Genomic DNA, 19,938 nt, shown 5'->3' on the forward strand with positions numbered 1-19,938 from the left:
CCCTATTCCCCCTTCATTCTTGTTACAAGATAGAGGAAAAACGGAACGCCGAGTACTGCAATAATAACGCCTATCGCAACCTCTTGCGGTGGATTAATAATACGTCCGCCTATATCAGCAAGCACCATAAGCAAGCTACCAAGTACAGCAGAACTAGGGATGATCCACCTATAATCTACGCCGACGAGGAACCGGCAAATATGCGGGATAATGAGCCCGACAAAACCAATGGAGCCGACTGCCGAAACCGCCGTTCCAGCAAGCAGCAGCACAATAATGACACCAGCCGCCTTCACTAGACCAGTACGCTGACCTAAGCCCGCGGCAACATCCTCGCCTAGACTGAGCAAAGTAATGGAACGCGAGAGGATTATGGCTCCTAATATTGCGCCTATTATCCACGGCCATACGATTTGAATTTGCGTCCATTTCGTGCCTGCTACACCGCCGGCATACCAGAAGGCCAAATCTTGACCAATCTTAAAATAAATAGCAATACCTTCCGTGATCGCTAGTAAAAGAGCTCCAACTGCCGCTCCGGCAAGTGTTAGCCGTACAGGCGTTAAGCCGCCTTTGGCCATCGAGCCTATGCCATATACGAGCCCCATGGAAACAGCAGCACCAAGAAAGCATACGAGCATAAGACCGTTATACGAAATCGATGGAAAAAAAGCGAAACAAAGCGCCAGCATAAAGCCTGCGCCTGCATTAATACCTAGCAAGCTTGAATCGGCAAGCGGATTTCGTGTCATCCCTTGCATCACAGAGCCTGCTACTGCGAATGCGGCACCGACCAATGCTGCGGCAAGAGCACGCGGCATCCGAAGCTCTTTAATAATCTGATGCTGAATATTGTCTGCATCAAAGTGAAAAACGCCATTCCAAACCGTACTCAGATTAATATCCGCCGCACCAACCGAAATGGATAAAGCTAGTGAAAATAGTAGCGCTGCAAACCCGCCGAACAAAATAATCGTAGCTGTTAAAGGCCTTGTGCGCAGCTTAGTACCTGCCAGCGCTTTCGAGTTTAATGGAGAAGACATTTTCTAACTACCCTTCTGTATGTATACTTTTGATGAAAAACATTAATAGCAAGTAGGGCAAAACAGCTGTATAAATAGACTAATCTATCTTAACAAACAAAAAAAATCCGCTGCACTGATAACGATTCTCGTTTTCAATATAGCAGATTTAAGGTCTTATTTCAATCGAATTATTCAGCCATTTCGTGACGAATCGGTACAGCAGCTTTATTCTCTGCTGTCACAATGTCTGCTTCTATACCCCTTTCGTCCCTACCCGCTCTCCGCTTCACTAAATCGAACAGTAAAAAACCGCTCCAGAATAGGAACGGCCGTACTCCATTTAAAATCCGCTTTCTTTGAGCAGCTTCACCCAGCGATCTGCAGTATGACGCCAAGTGAACGTCTGCTCTACCCGCTCCCTGCTTCGCCTTCCCATACGTTGTCTTAGCTGCTTGTCACGCAGCAGCTCGTGAAGCCGTTCTCTGAGCTCTCGCTCGACATGGTGCGGATTAACCAGATAGCCCGTATCGCCGTTTCGAATAATTTCTTTCATGCCGCCAGCACGTGTCGCAACGACTGGGACACCGCAGGACATCGCCTCTACATTGACTAAACCAAACGCTTCGCGTGCACCTGAGGGAACAACGACCACGTCGGCAGACAACATCCAGCCTGCCACCTCTGTATAAGGAACATAAGGAACAAAGCGAACATGACCAGCGCTCTTCCGTCCCATTTGCTCAAGTTTGCGTGCATAAGCCGTTTTTCGATGAGAACCATAGAAAGAGCTTCCTACGACGACAACGACGAGCTCCGGATGACTTTTGGCAAGCTGCGGTACGATGCGCAGCAAATGGTGAACGCCTTTAAGCGGAATGAGCCTCCCCATAAACAAGACGACCTTTTTCCCGCTTAGACCGCGTTTTTCCCTAAGGCTCTCTCGTCTCGCAGCACCTTCTGGTGAATATTGCGACTGGAATCGAGCTGTCTCGACACCGGGATAAATGACGCGAAGCTTAGAAGCAACCTCTGGCGCTCTAGCTACAACTGTACGCCTTAAAAATTCACTGTTAACAATGATTTTATCCGCTGCTTGCAAGCACTTATGGAGCATTGAGGATGAAATGTACGACGATGAGATGAACGTTGAGGAATGCAAATAAAGCCAGACGCGTTTGCCTGGGTTCATCTGCTTCATTTTGAGCACGAATTGGGGACGGTTCTCCACGTCAATAACATGGGGAGAGAATCTTCTTACCGCATGACCTACCTCATGAATGTACCGCTGCTTGTTGCCTGCCGCAAAGCGTTCACAAACAACGCCGTTAAACTGGCCTTTGCGGGGTAACCGCTTGCTCAGTCTTCCGAATATACGCGGCTCTGCATGCGGCTTAAGCAGCGGAGCAAATTTCTCTACCACCCGCTCGACAGAGCTGCTTCCTGAAGACGGAATTGGGAAGGAGCCAGGGGTTACTATTGCCACTTTTATAGGTGCCATTTCATCGTATGCCTCCTGCATGAGCTGCTATTTTGCAGTATCATACGCATTGCTATAAGGCTTTGACACGGCCTGTCGCCAAGGCTAAAGCTTGAATTTCATCTGGAATAATCCTGCTTTGCGCGCAGCCATATAGATGATAACGACAAGTGGACCAATGAATACACCAATCACTCCGACTAGCTTGAAGCCAACATAGAGGCTGATTAATGCCGATAAAGATCCAATCCCTACAGAATCGCCAAGAATTTTGGGCTCTACGATTCTGCGGAACACGGTAATAACTAAAAACAGAATGATCAGCCCGACTCCAACGTATACATCGCCTGTCAACATCAAGTAGCTTGCCCACGGAACGAGTACTGAGCCCGTGCCAAGAATAGGCATAATATCAACGATAATAATAAGCAGCGCGATTGCGAGCGGGTATTTGACATTAAGAATCAACAGACCAATCAACGAAATGATGTATGTAAGAGCACTAAGAATAAACTGTGAACGTAAAAACCCAAAAATCGACCTCTTGAGATTATTCAACAAAGCGTTGACCTTCGGCTGCGACTTTTCTTCAAATAAGGATAATATCGTCGTCTTCATCGTATTCAGGCTAAAGCTCATCATATAAACGGCCACCAGAAACACGATAAAGAAGATAAACATGCCCGGAATACTTGAAGCGAACGTTATAACAGAGTTAGACAGTGTTCCTACCATCTTAGTCAGCGCGCTCGTTAAGCCAACCAGCCAATTCTCGAGCGTTTCAATCGCATCTGGCGGAAAATTCTGATATAACGATTGGGCTTGATTCATCAAATCATCAACCATGCCGTTGGCATTCTCGAAATAATTGGGAACTTTTTTGAAAAAAGCGATAAGCTCAGCTACAACCTTCACGCCCAGCAAAGCAATCAAGCCGATAAGAATAATCGTAAACAAGCTGCTTGATATCGTAGCGGCCACTAATCGGTTCATTCGAAATTTTTTCATAAACAATTGATTAAGTGGCTCTAGAAATATCGCAACAATAAGTGCCAGCAGAAACGGTGCGCCCACCGTAAAAAACAAATACAACAGCAGCAAGCCTAAACCGATAAATATAACCGTCTTGATCGACAACAGCTTCTCCTCCTCTCTTTACTTCTATATGCTGCCGTTTACACTGTTAATCCTGACTAAGCATGCTATCTGCTGCTATTCCATGACAGCGCTGCGCTCATGAAAATTAACGTCTTTATAGTACATATCCTTTACAAGCAAATTCGGTCCACAACATGCTGCAGCAGGACAGTAGCAATTGACGCTTTGAGCTAAAGGATGATCCAGCCATTTGTCGAATAAATCCTCAAGCTTAGAGGTATGAATACTTCCGAACGCAGGCACATCTGAGAAATCCGTTACAAAAACGTCACCTGTAAACAAATTTACATTTAACCGATTTCGTCCATCTGGATCGTTGCGAACCGTTACATTCGGCTCATTACCAAGCCTTCTAAGCAGCTCGCGCTCTGAAGAATTGTCGCTGCATTGATAGAAAGGCAATGTTCCAAATAACATCCACACCGATTGATCTCGGGTTCGAAGCAGCTGTTCAATAGCACCTAGCATCTGCTCTCGTGATAGAACAGGCAAATCCTTGGCGAAAGAGCTTGGATACATCGGATGCACCTCATGCCGCTGGCAGCCCATCTCCACGATAAGTCTATGAATCTGATCCATCTTGTCATAAGTTCTGTAATTAATCATCGATTCCGCAGAGACTAGCACGCCACTATCACTAAGCCGCCTTGCATTGTCAATCATTCGCTCATAGAGCTTCTTCGCTGTCTCAAGTGGTACCGGGTGACCTGCCTTAGCGAATCCGATTTGGTGAAAATCTTCTGCAGACGTGTAATTAAACGAAATATGCATAACATCCAAATACGGAGCAAGCTGTTCATATCTAGCGTACGGAAGCGTTACATTTGAATTAATTTGGGAACGAATGCCCCTGCTCCTTGCATATTGAAGCAATGGTACCATATAGTCGCGAACCGTCCGATCAGAGAAGGAAGGCTCTCCGCCTGTAATACTGATCGTCTCCAGATGCTCAACCTCATCCAGACGATCCAGCATTTGCTTCAGCGGAAGCTTGGCCGGCTCGGACATTACGAGCGTATCACCTACCGCACAATGTTCGCAGCGCATATTGCATAGATTGGACACCGTCATTTCGACACTTGTTAGGCGATGCCTTCCATGCTGCTGCAGTGAGCGAATCGGATCCCACGGATCATTCGCTGGCGAGAGTAAAGCTAGAGGCTTATGTGTTTGTTGCAAATTAACCATGTTCATATTCTTCAACACCTGACTTATTATCTGGAATGAAACATTCTTTAGTTATTGTAATGCCAGCCCGTAAAGGAAGCAAATAAAACGATAAAATAAGAAGAAACACCTGACGGTGCCCTTTCTGTAGACGCCATCGTTTCGTCAAAACGTATAGAGAAAGGATGAGTAAAATCAAATACTTCCCTATACGTCAATCGTAACGACTGAAGCCGTCCTCTGGCGGCTAAGCTAATGTTTCACGCAAAAATATAGAGAAAGGATGGCGAAATCATATCCGTTCCTATATTTGAAGCAAAAAGGAGCCGACTAGGCTCCTTTTCTTAAACGCTTTAAATACCTGCGGCATGCTGTACCCCATTGGGATCCTCATTAACACTTACGATCATCATCGTAAGCTGCTTAGACAAATCAACCTCATATGGCAATTTGAGCTCCTCGCCGGCTTCATTATATAACACACGTACAATTGGACGATGCGGATACGAATGATTCAGATCCGCCACAACACCTGATTCACCCGTTTGCAATTTGACCGTTATACCAATTGGATAAATGGCTACCTTGTCACGGAACAGCTGAAGCATCTTCTGCTCATACAACGTTCCCGTTCCCGCATACAACCGCTCAATCGCATGATGAGGAAGCATTGGTGCGCTATATACACGATTGGTTGTCATTGCATCATAGGAATCAACTAATCCAATCCATTTGGCATAGTCATGGATTTCGTTCCCCTTAATTCCGCGCGGATAACCGCTTCCGTCTATGCGCTCATGGTGCTGAAAGGCACAGTGAGCAACGAGCAGCGGAAGATTGGGCTCATCCTTCAACAGCTCATATCCAATTCTCGCATGCTGCTTGATCGCCAGAAATTCCTCATTAGAGAGCGAACCTGGTTTCTTAAGCACGTCAATTGAAATTTGTGTTTTCCCTATATCGTGGAGCACAGCTCCCATGCCAAGCGTTGTAAGCTCATCTCTTGAATAGCCATGAGCCATGCCAAGAAGCGTCGTATATACGCACACATTCAATGAATGCTGGAATAAATAATGATCTACAGAGCTCATATCCATCAGCATGATCATCGCATCCTTATGAGAGGAGAGATCATCAATAATCATATTCATCATTTGTTTAAAAGGCTGTGCAATATAAGGATAAGTGACGCCCTTCTTGCGTTTCGGACGGTCCATCATTTCCCGAAAATTCGTGCGGATCTCCTTGAGTGCGATTTGCATCGTTTCCTCGCTTATCAAAGGAGGCGCCGTAATATCTGCCGTACGAGGATCTGCAATATATACATATTGTATTCCACACTGTTCCAAGCGGGAAATTAATCTTTCGGTCAACTCTATGTTTTCACCGAGAAGGACTAGACCTTCTTGAGAAAATATTTTTTTGGCCAGCTTCATACCCGGCCTGCATCTCGCAATTGGCAACAAACGCATTTTCTCGATCCTTCCCCATAAAAAGATATGCTAACTATTACATCGGAAAAAGCCGTTCGTAATGTTAATGTACGGGAAAATCGATAAAATCGCAACCATTTTATTCTATTTTTTCGACAATTATTGTCGAGAATGTTTAAAGCACCAACTATAATCCTCTATTTTCCCAGCGTTGCCGACGACATTCGCTAACAGCCGACGGATCTTGGAGCTGCGCTTCAATAACATCCCTAATAAATTCAGGCAAGCTGTACGTAGTCTGAACCGCATTAGCAAGTGATTCGTACCCCGCTTTGAAGCTGAACATATCAATCGTGCCAAGCTTATACAGCCGCTCGTCCTCAAGCGGCTCGCCGTTGACAGATACATAAAGGAGCCTCTCCATCGGTGGTTTGGCAGAGTCATAGGCAACAGCTAAACCATCGACAGCGAGTGTTCCCAGTACTTCACCCCGGAAGCCATAACCCTTAATTGGCTTAAGAATAAATTCAGGCAGCAGTGCCTGCTCCAGCGCCGTACGGATTTCCGTACCGGCAATCGTCATGAGGCACGGATTAATCGGAGAGGGACAGAGGGCGTGCAGCTCGCCTGCTGTCACGTCCCCCTGCGCGAGGCCGCCAAGCAGCTGCCCCGTGTTGACCATGCCGATTTCTGCATCGGTCCAACGGCGCAGGCCAGCGGCCAGCAGATTGCCGAGCGGCGATTCTCGCTCGGCCCTTGCGGGCAGCGGCGTGTCGAGCCGGGCAATGACCCGGCTCAGGCGCTGCTGTCCCGCCTTCAGGTAGCTGCCAATAATATCGGCAGCTTCTGGATGCTCCGCGTAGGCGGCCATTGGCACGACCGCTGCGCGGAATAAAGGGCGTGAGGAAATCGAATCGAACCCGATTTCCACACGTCCGAGGTACTCGCCGAATTTCCCGGCTGCGCATATCGTCGTATCCCTAATCACAATGGGCTCCTCCAGCAAATGATGCGTATGTGCCCCTAGAATAAGATCGATGCCAGTAAGCTTTTCTGCCATCAGCTTATCCGCATTAATGCCCAGATGGGACATGACCACAACGACATCAACCTGCTCCCTCAGCTTCCCAACTTGATCCTGAACGGCAAGAAGAGGATCGGTAACATGCCAGCCAAGCAAAGTATAGAAATCCGTGAACGCGGCAGTAACGCCAATTAAGCCGATGCGCAAGCCGTTCTTATCGACAATCGTATTCGGCAACAGCCATTCCGGCTGCTCGCCGCTCTCCGCCTCCAGCATATTTGCACAAACGACTGCAAATTTAGCACGATGACGATAAGCGTCCGTTATCGTCTTAGATGAATACGTAAGTCCCTCATTGTTGCCCAGCGTAATGACTTCATAACCCGCATGATTCAATAGCTCGACATTTACGATTCCGTCGCTGCCTTCCGTTTCTACACGCATGCGATCCATATGATCACCGCAATCTACAGCGAGCACGCGCTCGCTGCCGTGAGCTCTTCGTTCCTCTGCGATAAACGTTGCCATTCTGGCGGCTTGCTCAAGACGGCTATGGATATCGTTGCTGTGAAGCAGCACCACTTTTGTATGAAAGCTATCCGTCAAATTCATGCACGCCTCCTTAAACCCTTATGCCAGTGCAACAAGCCGCTCTATTTGGTCATCCGCAGTTGGTCTACCGTAATCGTGTTCTTGAATCCGTAAGAAGCATCCTCTGGAATCGCGCCTTCTGCATGCCGTACGAATCTAAGCTTTACGATACTTTTGACATTCAAGCACCTGCTGCTGCCATTCGGAACATATAACCTAATTGGACCTGACTTTGTCAGCGGCTGCCCCTCTTGCGCATAGAGCACCGCCGCATCGCCAAGCTCCTCCCACGGGATAACAGCTTCGAACGTATCTGCTGCTTCTACTATTAAATGTGACGGTTCTGGCATCGCTTCTGAGCCGTTTTGTTCTTCTACCCAATTTGTGTACCAACTCTGCCAATCAAAAGCCTCTCCGCTTGTTTCTGGAACTCTCTCAGCAATTCCGAAGCTTGCTCCTGCTAGACTAGCCATATCCTTAGGAGTAGTTATGCACATATCCAGCTTGAAATGCTCAATTCTAATTTCTTCCATACGTCAGCCTTAACCTCCTATCTGAGACATACGCCGCTCGGTCGGCACGTAGGATTGATCGCCGTCTGCCAGCTTTGCCGCCATCTCATGATTCTCAGGCTTAATATCCATTGCACGCAGAAGCAAGCGCTGCATCTCATGCGGATTGCCGAATGCGTCCTTTACATTGAGCTCATCCATCCAGTATAAGCAAGGCTTAATCGAACCATCCGCCGTCAATCGCAGACGGTTGCAATTACTGCAGAAATGATCGCTAATCGGATGAATGAGACCAAAGGAGCCGCGCGCTCCTTTCATCTGCCAGTCATCTGATGGTCCATTCCCGTGAACGTTGGTTCTGCGGCTAATGTCATAGCCTTCTTTCTCTGCTACCTCAATGACACGGGAGAGCGGCAAATAATGTTTTTTCCAATTCTCGTCAGCATGACCGATCGGCATATATTCAATAAAACGGACGTGCATCGGCTGCTCATATGCGAGCTTTAGAAACGCAGCAATTTCATCCTCATTAACTTCTTTCAGTAGAACGCAATTGAGCTTTATCGGGTCGAAGCCTACCGCAGCGGCTGCTTCAATACCCTCCATGACTCGCTTTAATTCCCCACGCCTTGCTATAAAGCGGAATCTTGCAGAGTCCAATGTGTCCAGGCTGATGTTTACGCGATTCAACCCAGCCGCACGAAGCGCCTCAGCCTGCTTTGCAAGAAAAATGCCGTTAGTCGTTAATGCTATATCTTGAATCCCGTTAATCGCAGATAATCGGCTAATCAATCCATCCAAACCAGGTCTTATCAGTGGTTCTCCGCCCGTGATACGCAGCTTCGTAATGCCAAGTGCTGCACCTGCTTCAACCACTTCTACGATTTGATCATAAGACATAAGATTCTCGGATTCCGTGAACGTCATGCCTTCTTCAGGCATGCAATACAAGCATCGTAAATTGCAACGATCGGTTACTGAAATACGCAAATAATCATGTACCCGTCCAAAACGATCCACCAGTGCTGGCATGAATCCCACTTCCTTTCTGTCTAGGTATAAGCATAACATTTTTTTATGAATTATGATATTCTATAAACAGCTTTGAACTTAGATGATGAGAGGTTTTATATCATGACATTTAACTGGACTATTCAATTATTCGCAGGTCTTCCCGAGCGCCTGGGAACACCTACTATACATTTGCAATCCGGGCTTGAAGAAATGAGTGCCGCTGATCTGAAGCATGCTATTATTGCTATTTACCCGGAACATAAGGCATTCATTCAATCAGCATTTATTGCACGCAACCATAGCTATGCGGACGATACAGCCACTTTGCTTGTATCCGACGAACTTGCCTTGTTGCCGCCAGTTTCTGGTGGAGAAGGCCCTTCTCCAGCTGTGGAGCGCTACGTCATTACTGCTGAGCCTATTAGCTCTGACGAAGTGCTTGCCAAGGTCATTGTACCTGAGCATGGGGCCGCGATTTCCTTCGTTGGTACGACCCGCGAATGGACCTACGGTCAACGTACAGTCAAGCTCGAATATGAAGCTTATGCACCAATGGCTGTTGCTACAATGCGTCAAATTGGTGATGAAATAGCTGAGCGCTGGCAAGGTGCGATATGTGCAATCAGTCATCGAATCGGTATCGTTGGCATTGCAGAAACAAGCGTCGTAATCGCGGTATCCTCACCACATCGTGACAGCTGCTACGAAGCAAGCCGATACGCCATCGAGCGTCTCAAGCAAATCGTACCTATATGGAAGAAAGAAATTTGGGAGGACGGCTCAGAATGGAAAGGGCATCAGCTTGGACCTTGGAACCCGACTGAGATCCTAAAAGATTTCTAGTCGACACTTTCTAGATAGGTATAATCGAGGTTGTATGATTGAAAAAGCCATACATTTGGTACAGCTTAGGATATATCAAGTTCTGTACACGCTTAATATATAGGTATTTAGTCGCTATTCTATTATCCTCTTATTGCCAATATGTTCATTCATTGCTACTATTGTAGGTATATATCGCTACTACAATCAATTGAGGTGTCTTGATGAGAGTTCATGTTACAGACTTGATAGATGGAGATCGTCTACTAAATGATACATTCAACGATTACGGTCTGCACGTACTCTCCAAAGGAACAGTACTTAACAGCCAAGAAATATCAAGATTATTTCAACATCGTATTGATTATGTCGATATCGATGAGAGAGTAAGCGAGGTAGCTGAAGGACGAACGCTTGAATCTACCATTAATCCCAAGTGGTTACCTACTGTGCAGCCTCTCTACGAAAACGCTGTCAAAAATTGTGAAGGCATATTCTCAACAGCCGCAGCCTCTGGCAAAATCGATGATGCACAGGTTACTTCCATGTTTGGACCGTTGCTTGACAATTTACAGCTTGAGCGCGACGTCGTATCGATGCTGTTGCTGCTTAATACAAAGGATGATTATACCTATCAGCATTCCGTTCAAGTTGGTATGCTCTCTTACTATCTTGCGAGTTGGGTAGGCTATACCGATGAAGAAGCGGTCAAGGTCGGCAAAGCAGGGTTTCTCCATGATATCGGCAAATGCCGCATAGAGGATCAAGTTCTGAACAAACCAGGACGGCTTACTGAGGAAGAATATGAAGAAGTGAAGAAACATACCATTTATGGCCATGAAATTATATTGCAATCATTCGATGAACCATTCGTCGCCTATGGCGCACTTCAGCACCATGAACGCAATGACGGCACAGGCTATCCGCATGGATTGTCTGGTGATGAGATTCATCCCGTTTCCAAAATCATCGCAGTTGTCGACATTTATAGCGCAATGATCTCACAGCGTGTTTATCAGCAGAAACGAGATTTGCTCTATGTATTAAGAGAGCTTTACCGTTTAAGCTTCAAAGAGCTGGACCCATCTACTACGCATACGTTCATTAGGCATATGATGCCCAACTTTATTGGGAAACGTGTAGAGCTTGTAAGCGGGGAGAGCGGACTTATTGTCATGACCCACCCTACAGAGTTTTTTCGTCCGCTTATCCAAATCGACAATGAATTCATTGATATGTCCATTGAACGAGATTACGAAATACAGCATGTATATTTATAAAAAGTACATAGACCCATCTTCGATTGTTCAATCGAGGTTGGGTTTTTTTACTGATTTTAGGTTTATTTTCATCATTTGGCAACAATTGAAATGTATATATCGTCAGAATTGTAAGAGATGCCTTAGGTATCCAAACCAACTTGAGGTGAAACAAATGAATTATATAATAGGGCTTCTAACAGCTGTATGTTTGCTTACTGGCTGCACGAATGAGCCAACAAATGGGAATATGCAGCCTAACCATTCTTTCACGACTAAGCCTATTCTAACCGCTCAACCAACCAATATAAGCAGCGAGAAGTTAATGATCTATACTCAGCCAATTGAAGCAGATCATGATACTGACTCCAGTCCTTTAATAATAACTAATCCAGACATCATTCAAGTCGTTAGACAAGCATTTGAGCATGCTAAACCGCTAAATGACATAACAAAACTAACAGCAGCTTCTCATACGCTGATATTAGACAGCCTAGAATATGATTTATGGATAGATGACGGAAAAGTAGGATACATGGCTAAGCATGCTGACAAAAATAACGTGTATACAATCTCTACTTCAGCTACCTTTAAACTGAGAGAAATCGTTTCATGGATTGAGTCACCTGCTGCCACCCAAGGTCTCATTATGGACAAACGAATCGTAGATACTGACTCCTATCGTTTTCTTGTAGCAGATGGGAAGACATCTTCCATTCTCGATCCATCAACATTGGATCGAATCATGACAGATGCTCAAAAAGATCATAAGCTAGCTTGGTATACCATCGATAAGGAGCTATACACTCAGGCTCATATTGGGCAACAGGTCGAACAGATTGCAGCAAGCATGCAGCTTGATTCCCTGCCTCCGATTCGCTTCTCGATTGCGACACGGTTAATCGAACCACTCATAAATGACTCGATTTTGTATCTAAAGCTGGTCGAAAATGTGTTTGGCGAACAAATACGACTAATACCGTTTGAAGCGGAGCGTGAATGGATTCTGAACGGTACTGCTCCGAATCGATATACGCTCGAGCATGCAACTGAGGAGAAAAATTCCGAGCATGCAGAGCAGCTTTCCGTTTATATTTTCCAATCTGATGAGGACCTTGAAGCCGGTCTTGCTGATTTCCACAAGCAAACTGCACTAATGGATATGAACTACCCGGTCATCTCTCGAATTAATAATGTCATGCTTTTCTACTGGGCATCCCCCAGCTCGGATACACATGCTGAAATGAACGCTTTGGTTCAGGAAGCTGTTGAAGCGTTAAAGCTTCGCATTTAAATTATAATTGCACCATAAAAAAGGCCCTGATCACAGTGATAAAAATCACAGCCAGCTACAGCCAACTTAATATGGTCAATTCATTTTCCAGGTTGTATGATTGATATTAGTTCAACATTTATCATACAAATGACTGCCGGCCCTGCATGAATTAGCATAGTTAATCACCTCTAATATTATTTATTATAAAAATATTATTCATGTCCTAATAACTTAATCTAATCATATTTGGTAAGTAGAGAATAGAAGGAGAATGCATTAATGAAGCGCAAAACTCGTGATAAATTAGGTCTTGGATTAGAATTTCTAGATTTAATTCTTCAAATATTAGTATATTTCCCACGAATAATCTTCCAACTATGGAGATGGATATTTAGCCTTTTGAACTGATAAATCTCGTTCGTTTCTTACTAATCATACAGCTCTTTATTCAATACGTTGTATCTGACAAATTTATAATTAATCGTCATACCCGTAACTCTCTATTGTCTTTACGTAAAACTACTCCAACTTCCAATAATAAAAACGAAAAAAGCTCTACATTGGCATGTTTCTTAAAAAACTTTAAACTCCAAGACACGACTGCCAACCACTCCGAATACAGCTAGCATCGTAGGTTACGTTCGCTTCCCTCCATTTATTGCTCTCATGTTGTTAGAAATAAAAACAGAATCCACAGAAAAAATCTACGGATTCAATGATTCTTTATACGTCTTCGGGGGTTTAGCACCATACCATTTTTCGCACCTTCATAGGCGATATAAAAAGGTGTTCCCTGAATTACGTATTCATGACCTTCGACACAGCTATGCATCCTATCTCATCAACAAGAGTGTAGATATCTACCTTGTGAAAGAGCTGCCGCGCCATGATGATATTCAGCAAACGGCCAACACTTATGGTCACTTATACACGGAAAGAAAGCACGAAGTGATGAGCGTATTTGAAGAAACGGTATCATAACGGTATCACGGTACTTTCAAACAGTTTACGGCTGAATGAAAAAAGCCCCGCATACCGTGATTTTTATCACAGTCAGCAGAGCCTTTAACGTGTTATTGTTACCCGATAGAGCCTTCCATCTCGAACTTGATCAAACGGTTCATCTCTACCGCATATTCCATCGGCAGCTCTTTCGTGAACGGCTCGATGAAGCCCATTACGATCATTTGCGTTGCTTCTGCTTCGCTTAGACCACGGCTCATCAAGTAGAACAACTGATCCTCCGAAACCTTCGACACAGTCGCTTCATGCTCAAGCGTAATGTTGTCGTTCATGATTTCGTTATAAGGAATCGTATCCGAAGTCGACTCGTTATCCAGAATGAGCGTATCGCATTTAATGTTCGCTTTCGCACCATCAGAGTTACGACCGAAGGATGCAAGACCGCGGTATGTTACTTTGCCGCCGTGCTTACTGATTGACTTCGAAATAATCGTCGAGCTTGTTTCCGGTGCAAGGTGAGTCATTTTGGCGCCTGCATCTTGATGCTGGCCTTTACCGGCTACTGCGATAGACAATACCATGCCTTTCGCGCCGCGACCGCGTAGAACGACCGCTGGGTACTTCATCGTCAGCTTGGAGCCAATGTTGCCATCTACCCATTCCATCGTCGCATTCTCATCTGCTATTGCACGTTTCGTCACGAGGTTATAGATGTTCGGTGCCCAGTTTTGAATCGTCGTATAGCGAATACGTGCATTTTTCTTAGCCAGTATCTCAACAACCGCGCTGTGAAGCGAGTTCGTACTGTATACTGGTGCCGTACAGCCTTCAACGTAGTGAACAGAGCTATCTTCGTCTGCGATAATAAGCGTACGCTCGAATTGACCCATGTTCTCGGAGTTGATCCGGAAGTAAGCTTGAAGCGGAACTTCACATTTGACGCCTTTAGGCACGTAGATAAAGCTTCCGCCTGACCATACTGCACTATTAAGCGCTGCAAATTTATTATCATTCGGAGGAATAATCGTTCCGAAATATTCTTTCATCAGCTCAGGATACTCACGAAGTGCCGTGTCCGTATCCGTGAAGATAACACCTTGCTTCTCAAGATCCTCTTGCATGCTGTGGTAAACAACTTCAGATTCATACTGAGCGGATACACCAGCTAGAAACTTTTGCTCTGCCTCAGGAATACCGAGCTTGTCGAAGGTTTCTTTAATTTCGGAAGGAACCTCTTCCCAAGTCTTACCTTGTTTGTCTGACGCACGAACATAGTATTGGATATCGTTGAAATCAAGCTCATCCATGTTGCCGCCCCATTGAGGCATTGGCATTTTGAAAAACTGCTCCAGCGATTTCAAACGGAAGTCCAGCATCCATTCAGGCTCGCCTTTAATTTCCGAAATCGTACGTACGACTTCTTCCGATAATCCTTTGCCTGATTCGAATACGGCTTTGTGTTCGTCACGGAAACCATACTTATAATCTTCCATTTCCGGCATTGATTTAGCCATGGTCATTCACGCTCCTCTTCAATCTCGTTTTAATGTGATTCTTGCTGCTGTTCGATGCCCTTGCGCAAAGCGTTCCACGCGAGCGTCGCGCATTTGATCCGTGCAGGAAATTTGTTTACACCTGAAAGTGCATCGAGTTCCTCATATTCATCGAATTCAACCGGTTCGCCTTTCATTAGAGCTGAGAATTTCTCAGCCATAGCCAGCGCCTCATCGAATGTTTTACCTTTGACAGCCTCAGTCATCATAGAAGCGGAGCTCATGCTGATCGAGCAGCCTTCACCACTGAACTTCGCATTCGTCACTTTTCCCTCAACGACCTGCATCTGCAGCGAAATTCGATCACCACAGGTAGGGTTGTTTAAGTTGATCGTAACGGATTCATCATCCAGCGTTCCACGATTCCGAGGGTTTTTGTAATGATCCATTATAACTCTGCGATATAAATCATCCAATTGCATGACCGAAGAACTCCTTTGTTTGTAGTAAGGCATCGGCTAAGCGGTCAATGTCATCTTCTGTATTATATAGGTAAAAGCTCGCTCTAGCCGTAGCCGAGACATTCAACCAACGCATGAGCGGCTGGCAGCAATGATGGCCTGCACGTATCGCGATACCCTTGGAATCAAGCACCGTTGCAACATCATGCGGATGCACATCCTCCAGATTGAAGGTAACAAGTCCAACCCGATTCTGTTTAGGACCATACAAAGCAATGCCATCAAGCGAAGCGAGCTTTTCATAAGCATACGCTGCTAAACGTCTCTCATGCTGATCGATTTCGTCTAGTCCAATTTCTTGCAAAAAGTCGATTGCTGCACCAAGTCCAACTGCACCTGCAATAATCGGCGTTCCGCCTTCGAAGCGGTATGGAATCTCTTTCCAAGTAGACTCGTAAAGATCAACGAAATCGATCATCTCTCCGCCATATTCAATCGGCTCCATCTTATTAAGAAGCGCCTTCTTGCCATATAATGCACCGATGCCCGTAGGACCACACATCTTATGACCGGAAAACGCGTAGAAGTCCACATCCAAATCTTGAAGATCGATTTTCATATGCGGTGTGCTCTGAGCGCCATCAACGACCATTACTGCACCGTTGCGATGGGCGATTTGTGTAATTTCTTTGATTGGATTGATAAGTCCGAGTACATTGGATACAAAAGTAACGGACACAACCTTTGTCTGCGGCGTGATCGTTTTCTCAACATCCTCCAATGTTATCGAGCCGTCAGGCTGCATTGGAATATACTTTAATGTTGCTCCGGTCGCCTTTGCAGCTTGCTGCCAAGGTATAAGGTTGCTGTGATGCTCCATCTGAGTAATCACAATCTCGTCGCCTTCGCTGCACATCGAACGGGCATAGCTGGATGCTACTAAATTCAGTGCAGTCGTTGTCCCGCGCGTGAAAATAATTTGCTCAGGCGCTCCTGCATTGAGAAATTTCGCTACCTTCTCGCGCGCTCCCTCATAGGCATCAGTCGCCCTGGAACCAAGTGTATGCACGCCGCGATGAACGTTCGCATTATCCAGCTCATAGTACCGATTAACCGCATCAATGACGGAGCGCGGCTTCTGTGAAGATGCCGCGCTGTCCAGATAAACGAGCGGATGCCCGTTTATTTCTTGATGCAATATCGGGAACTGCTCCCGAATCGCATTTATATTCATCCCTCAAGTTTCCTTTCGAGCAAACGCTGAAGTTGACCGCGAACCGCCTCGACTGGAATTTCCGATACGACCGGTGCCAAAAAGCCGTAAATAATTAAACGTTCAGCGTCTTGCTTAGATATGCCGCGCGACATCAGGTAGTAGACCTGCTCCGGGTTAACTTGCCCAACGCTTGCCGCGTGACCAGCTGTAACATCATCTTCATCTATAAGTAGAATCGGGTTAGCGTCGCCGCGAGCTTTCGGGCTCAGCATAAGCACTTTCTCGGTTTGAACGCCGTTTGCTTTCGTTGCACCCTTTTCAATCTTCGTAATACCATTAATGATAGCCGATGCGGAGTCCTTCATAACCGCACGCGTTACCATGTTGCTGTCCGAGCTTTTGCCGAAATGAACGGCCTGAGTCGTCAAGCTGTTTTGCTGAGCGTTTTTGCCAACGCTTATGACTTTAGCATCCGAAGTAGATCCTGTTCCTTTCAGAATGGATTTCGTATCGGACAAGGTATTCCCATCATTCAGGTCCCCGATAATCCATTCCATACGACCATCATTCTCGATAACCGAACGGCGAATCGACATATCCACGCCTGTCTCACCAATATGATGGATAGAGCTGAATCGAACATGTGCGCCTGGCTTAACAAACACTTCAACAATAGATGGATGTACGAACGGAGCACTTGCTGCCCCTGGCTCAGACACTACGCAATCCACATAAGTTACCCGACTGTTGCTGTCAGCAACGATGAGAATGTGCGGAGCGAAAGTTGCCTCTGCTTGATCATTGTAGAAAATAGCCTGCAGCGGAAGCTCAACTTCTACATTCTTAGGAACGTAGATGAATACTCCGCCATTCCAAAGCGCCGCTTGCAGCGCCGTCAGTTTATCTTCGTCCTTTGCTACTGCTTGGAACAAATATTTCTGAACGAGATCGCCATGCTCTTTACACGCGGTTTCTAGGTCTGTGAATATAACGCCTTTGCTTGCATAATCGCTAGAAAACTGATTCCAAACGATGCCAGAATTGCGCTGAACAAGCAAGTTCTCCGTACCTTCTGTAATCAATTCGCGAACTACCTCAGGAAGCTCGTTAATCCCGCTAACCGCTGTCGGCTGCTCGTAGCTGCCTACTGCCGTCAAATTCCAACGTTCAATTCGAACCTTCTCCGGTTTTGGCCAGCCAAGTGTTCCAGCTAGATCAGCTGATTCTCCGCGCAGCTCGACAAGCCAGTTCGGCTCGCCTTTGCTGCGTGCCAGTGCTTCAGCAGCTTGGCGGTTTGTCGGAGTAGTTAATTGTGTACTCATCCGTTATGCCTCCTTCTCTGCTTAAGCCTGACCGACCGTTTCGTCTACTATACCAAGTTCTTCTTTAACCCAATCATAACCTTCGTTTTCCAGACGCTCTGCAAGCTCAGGGCCACCGGATTTAACGATACGGCCTTGCATCATAACATGTACGAAATCTGGCGTAATATAGTTAAGCAACCGCTGATAGTGAGTAATGATCAAGAAGCCGCGATCTTCTGAACGCATAGCGTTAACGCCTTGCGATACGATACGAAGTGCATCGATGTCAAGACCGGAATCGATCTCATCAAGAACAACGATTTTTGGATCAAGCAGCATCATTTGAAGAATTTCATTCCGTTTTTTCTCGCCGCCGGAGAAGCCTTCGTTCAGGTAACGGTGAGCGAACTCAGGGTTCATCTCAAGCTCCTTCATTTTGCTTTCCATTTTGCGAATAAATTTAATGAGCGAAATTTCATTGCCTTCGCCAAGACGCGCATTCAAAGCACTGCGCAGGAAGTCAGAATTCGTTACGCCTGGAATTTCACTTGGGTATTGCATAGCTAGGAACAAGCCAGCAAGCGCACGCTCATCAACGCCCATTTCTAGAATGTCTTCACCGTCAAGCAGTGCTGTGCCTTCTGTTACTTCATATTTAGGATGTCCCATCAAAGCGGATGCCAGTGTAGATTTACCTGTTCCGTTCGGGCCCATAATCGCATGAATTTCTCCACCTTTAATTTCAAGGTTAATTCCTTTAAGTATCTCTTTTCCTTCGATAGCCGCTTTCAGGCCTTCGATGACAAAATGCGTTGCCATAATATGCTGATCCCTCCAAGGTTGGTTTAATTCGCTCAGTCACAACTACATAGAACAGACTTTCTATTATAGAGTGATTCTCAATGATTCTCAATAATCATTTTAATATAGTTTTTGTTATAAATCAATGCGAGATGAGCTATTCGCACGGAATGTGTCAATTAATAGCGCTTAAAAAACGTTAAAGATCAACCCCTTGCTTCAACTATTTTATTTCTGAAAATAGTTCCGTTCACTGCCGCTATTCTCAATTGGAACATTTCGTTCTTATCTGCCATCTTGCATTAGAGGCCAAGCGCTTCCTTAATCTTATCTAGTTCCGCTTGAAAAGCATCCTCGTCCAGTACCGGAATTCTCGCCTTCGGCTTTAATTCTTCTTCCAGTCTTACCCAAGATTTGCATCCATTATAAGCAGGAACATTCGGTATTTCTTCAGCAGTCTCCAAGCGATAGACACGAAGCACCAGTACATGAAGCGGCTTCGTCTTTTTCCAACGCAGTCTCTCCTCCGCGAAAGCGTCTGTCCATATATGAAGGTCACGCAAACGATCAAGCGTGAGCTGATCAGTAACCTCAATATCCATAACGACTTCGGCATACGCGGCAAGCTTCACTGTTTCTACATCCGAGGACCATCCTACAAGAGTCTCGTCCAATTCATCAGCATATTCAGCCTTCAGTAGATGCTTCTTCTGATGCTCGTATGCCGGCATCAAATAGAAATTAGGGCTGATCAGTTGAAAATCACGTGTTTCTTCAATGATGCCGCCTTTTCGCATAACGATAATTTGTTTTCCCTCCGCAAGCGCTTTAACACTGACCGCCCATTCCTTCAGAGCGATATTTTGTTGCTCATTTTGTGAGTCCATTATACTTCCCCCATCCATCTAGTCTATAATTGAACATATTATATCAAACGAAACT

The 19,938-nt window shown here is 45.6% G+C and carries 18 protein-coding genes; 4 read left to right on the forward strand and 14 right to left on the reverse strand.

What is annotated here, in order from left to right; translation table 11 throughout:
* Positions 1 to 2: 2 nt before the first annotated feature.
* The 8 genes from FGT79_RS24320 to moaA all read right to left on the reverse strand — a co-directional run bounded on the left by FGT79_RS24320 (position 3) and on the right by moaA (position 9,419).
* Positions 3 to 1,043, reverse strand: coding sequence for a FecCD family ABC transporter permease (locus FGT79_RS24320; protein ID WP_138755444.1), 1,041 nt, complete (start codon positions 1,041 to 1,043; stop codon positions 3 to 5).
* 322 nt (positions 1,044 to 1,365) lie between these two features.
* Positions 1,366 to 2,523, reverse strand: coding sequence for a glycosyltransferase family 4 protein (locus FGT79_RS24325; RefSeq protein ID WP_138755445.1), 1,158 nt, complete (start codon positions 2,521 to 2,523; stop codon positions 1,366 to 1,368).
* Positions 2,524 to 2,607: 84 nt separating this feature from the next.
* Positions 2,608 to 3,639 carry a sporulation integral membrane protein YtvI gene (gene ytvI / locus FGT79_RS24330; RefSeq protein WP_138755446.1) on the reverse strand — a complete coding sequence of 344 codons (1,032 nt, stop codon included), beginning with the start codon at positions 3,637 to 3,639 and terminating at the stop codon, positions 2,608 to 2,610.
* 75 nt (positions 3,640 to 3,714) lie between these two features.
* Positions 3,715 to 4,854: a radical SAM/CxCxxxxC motif protein YfkAB gene (gene yfkAB / locus FGT79_RS24335; RefSeq protein ID WP_246096599.1), complete on the reverse strand. Its 1,140-nt coding sequence runs from the start codon at positions 4,852 to 4,854 to the stop codon at positions 3,715 to 3,717.
* Between the two features lie 326 nt (positions 4,855 to 5,180).
* On the reverse strand, positions 5,181 to 6,299 hold the full coding sequence (locus tag FGT79_RS24340) for an HD-GYP domain-containing protein (RefSeq protein ID WP_138755447.1): 1,119 nt from the start codon (positions 6,297 to 6,299) through the stop codon (positions 5,181 to 5,183).
* A gap of 148 nt (positions 6,300 to 6,447) precedes the next feature.
* Positions 6,448 to 7,896 (reverse strand): bifunctional metallophosphatase/5'-nucleotidase, encoded by a 1,449-nt coding sequence (locus tag FGT79_RS24345; RefSeq protein ID WP_171056417.1) that lies wholly within the window; start codon positions 7,894 to 7,896, stop codon positions 6,448 to 6,450.
* A gap of 41 nt (positions 7,897 to 7,937) precedes the next feature.
* Positions 7,938 to 8,408 (reverse strand): hypothetical protein, encoded by a 471-nt coding sequence (locus FGT79_RS24350; protein WP_246096600.1) that lies wholly within the window; start codon positions 8,406 to 8,408, stop codon positions 7,938 to 7,940.
* Positions 8,409 to 8,417: 9 nt separating this feature from the next.
* Positions 8,418 to 9,419: a GTP 3',8-cyclase MoaA gene (gene moaA, locus FGT79_RS24355; protein ID WP_138755448.1), complete on the reverse strand. Its 1,002-nt coding sequence runs from the start codon at positions 9,417 to 9,419 to the stop codon at positions 8,418 to 8,420.
* 102 nt (positions 9,420 to 9,521) lie between these two features.
* On the opposite strand from moaA, the gene FGT79_RS32295 reads away from it, so the two are divergent.
* From FGT79_RS32295 to FGT79_RS32300, 4 genes are all read left to right on the forward strand, one after another.
* Positions 9,522 to 10,244 carry a molybdenum cofactor biosynthesis protein gene (locus FGT79_RS32295; RefSeq protein ID WP_138755449.1) on the forward strand — a complete coding sequence of 241 codons (723 nt, stop codon included), beginning with the start codon at positions 9,522 to 9,524 and terminating at the stop codon, positions 10,242 to 10,244.
* Between the two features lie 203 nt (positions 10,245 to 10,447).
* Positions 10,448 to 11,503 (forward strand): HD-GYP domain-containing protein, encoded by a 1,056-nt coding sequence (locus FGT79_RS24365; RefSeq protein WP_138755450.1) that lies wholly within the window; start codon positions 10,448 to 10,450, stop codon positions 11,501 to 11,503.
* A 154-nt stretch (positions 11,504 to 11,657) separates the two neighbouring features.
* A complete protein-coding gene (locus tag FGT79_RS24370) occupies positions 11,658 to 12,776 on the forward strand; it encodes a hypothetical protein (protein ID WP_138755451.1) in 1,119 nt (372 codons plus the stop codon).
* 648 nt (positions 12,777 to 13,424) lie between these two features.
* Positions 13,425 to 13,739: a tyrosine-type recombinase/integrase gene (locus FGT79_RS32300; protein WP_138755452.1), complete on the forward strand. Its 315-nt coding sequence runs from the start codon at positions 13,425 to 13,427 to the stop codon at positions 13,737 to 13,739.
* A gap of 98 nt (positions 13,740 to 13,837) precedes the next feature.
* Here the strand turns inward: FGT79_RS32300 and sufB are convergent, their stop codons facing one another.
* The 6 genes from sufB to FGT79_RS24405 form a co-directional block, all read right to left on the reverse strand.
* Positions 13,838 to 15,235 carry a Fe-S cluster assembly protein SufB gene (sufB, locus tag FGT79_RS24380; protein ID WP_138755453.1) on the reverse strand — a complete coding sequence of 466 codons (1,398 nt, stop codon included), beginning with the start codon at positions 15,233 to 15,235 and terminating at the stop codon, positions 13,838 to 13,840.
* Positions 15,236 to 15,264: 29 nt separating this feature from the next.
* Positions 15,265 to 15,696, reverse strand: coding sequence for a Fe-S cluster assembly sulfur transfer protein SufU (sufU, locus tag FGT79_RS24385; protein ID WP_138755454.1), 432 nt, complete (start codon positions 15,694 to 15,696; stop codon positions 15,265 to 15,267).
* The gene (locus FGT79_RS24390; protein ID WP_138755455.1) at positions 15,683 to 16,909 is read right to left on the reverse strand and encodes a cysteine desulfurase; all 1,227 of its coding nucleotides are present in this window, start codon (positions 16,907 to 16,909) and stop codon (positions 15,683 to 15,685) included. Before FGT79_RS24390 ends, sufU begins: the two co-directional genes overlap by 14 nt.
* Positions 16,906 to 18,213 (reverse strand): Fe-S cluster assembly protein SufD, encoded by a 1,308-nt coding sequence (gene sufD / locus FGT79_RS24395; protein ID WP_138755456.1) that lies wholly within the window; start codon positions 18,211 to 18,213, stop codon positions 16,906 to 16,908. Before sufD ends, FGT79_RS24390 begins: the two co-directional genes overlap by 4 nt.
* Positions 18,214 to 18,234: 21 nt before the next feature.
* Entirely contained in the window at positions 18,235 to 19,014 is a 780-nt protein-coding gene (gene sufC / locus FGT79_RS24400) for a Fe-S cluster assembly ATPase SufC (protein WP_138755457.1), read from the reverse strand.
* A gap of 284 nt (positions 19,015 to 19,298) precedes the next feature.
* On the reverse strand, positions 19,299 to 19,883 hold the full coding sequence (locus tag FGT79_RS24405; RefSeq protein ID WP_138755458.1) for a DUF1802 family protein: 585 nt from the start codon (positions 19,881 to 19,883) through the stop codon (positions 19,299 to 19,301).
* Between the last annotated feature and the right edge of the window lie 55 nt (positions 19,884 to 19,938).

This window comes from Paenibacillus sinopodophylli, assembly GCF_005930355.1.
In the GTDB taxonomy this organism is placed as follows: Bacteria; Bacillota; Bacilli; order Paenibacillales; family Paenibacillaceae; genus Pristimantibacillus; species Pristimantibacillus sinopodophylli.